This is a genomic window from Arthrobacter sp. 9V (assembly GCF_902506065.1).
Classification (GTDB): Bacteria; Actinomycetota; Actinomycetes; order Actinomycetales; family Micrococcaceae; genus Arthrobacter.
Genome location: NZ_LR733010.1, coordinates 1 through 1055 on the forward strand (window position 1 = coordinate 1; position 1055 = coordinate 1055).

Genomic DNA, 1055 nt, shown 5'->3' on the forward strand with positions numbered 1-1055 from the left:
CACTACGAGCACTTTTGTCGGCGGTCAAGCAGAAGTCGAAGGAATGTCGACGGACTTCATTGCGTGGCGCGAACGATGTGTGCTTCACTCCCCACATGGTCGACTTGAACCGGACGGCAGCGTCGCCTCCGGTCGGGACGAGCGAGCTCTTCCAGATCCTCCGCGACGGCGTGCCGCGCACCAGGGCCGAGCTCGCCGCACTGACAGGACTCGCACGCTCCACCATCGGCGTGCGCCTCGACTCCCTGATCGACATCGGACTCGTCGGTGCCGTCGACACCGCCGTCTCCACCGGCGGCCGTCCGCCCGCCCAGGTGGCGCTGAAGCCCCGCGCCCGGCTCGTCATCGCCGCCGACCTCGGTGCGTCGCACGGCCGCGTCGCCGTCACCGACCTGGTCGCGGCACCGCTCGCCACCCGTGATGCCCGGATCGACATCGCGGCCGGCCCGGTGCCGACGCTGTCGTGGCTCGTCGAGACGATCGACGACCTGCTCGCCGAGGTCGGGCGCAACCGACAGGACGTTATCGCGATCGGCATCGGCGTCCCCGGACCCGTCGAGTTCTCCACCGGACGACCGGCCAACCCGCCGATCATGCCCGGCTGGGACGGCTTCGACGTGCCCTCGTGGCTCCGCCAGCACATCGCCGCCCACGTCCTGCTCGACAACGACGTGAACATCGCCGCGCTCGGCGAACGGGAGCACGGCTGGCCGGACATCGACCACCTGCTGTTCGTGAAGGTCGCCACCGGCATCGGTTCCGGCATCGTGTCCGAGGGCCGGCTGCAGCGCGGTGCCCAGGGCACCGCCGGGGAGATCGGGCACGTGCGCGTCTCGCGCGCCGGCGACGTCCCGTGCCACTGCGGCAACACCGGCTGCCTCGAGGCCGTCGCCTCCGGTCCGGCCATCGCCCGGGCCCTCCGCGCGAAGGGGCACGACGTGCACACCGGAGCCGACGTCATCGACCTGGTGAACCGATCGGACCTCGACGCGATCTACGCCGTCCGGCAGGCGGGCCGTGACATCGGCGAAGTGCTGGCGACGTGCATCTCGCTC

1 protein-coding gene is annotated in these 1055 nt (G+C 71.0%); it reads left to right on the forward strand.

The window, feature by feature from the left end; translation table 11 throughout:
* Window positions 1–95 precede the first annotated feature (95 nt).
* Window positions 96–1055: ROK family transcriptional regulator (locus BACI9J_RS23295; RefSeq protein ID WP_159736710.1), on the forward strand; the 960-nt coding region annotated here is incomplete at its 3' end.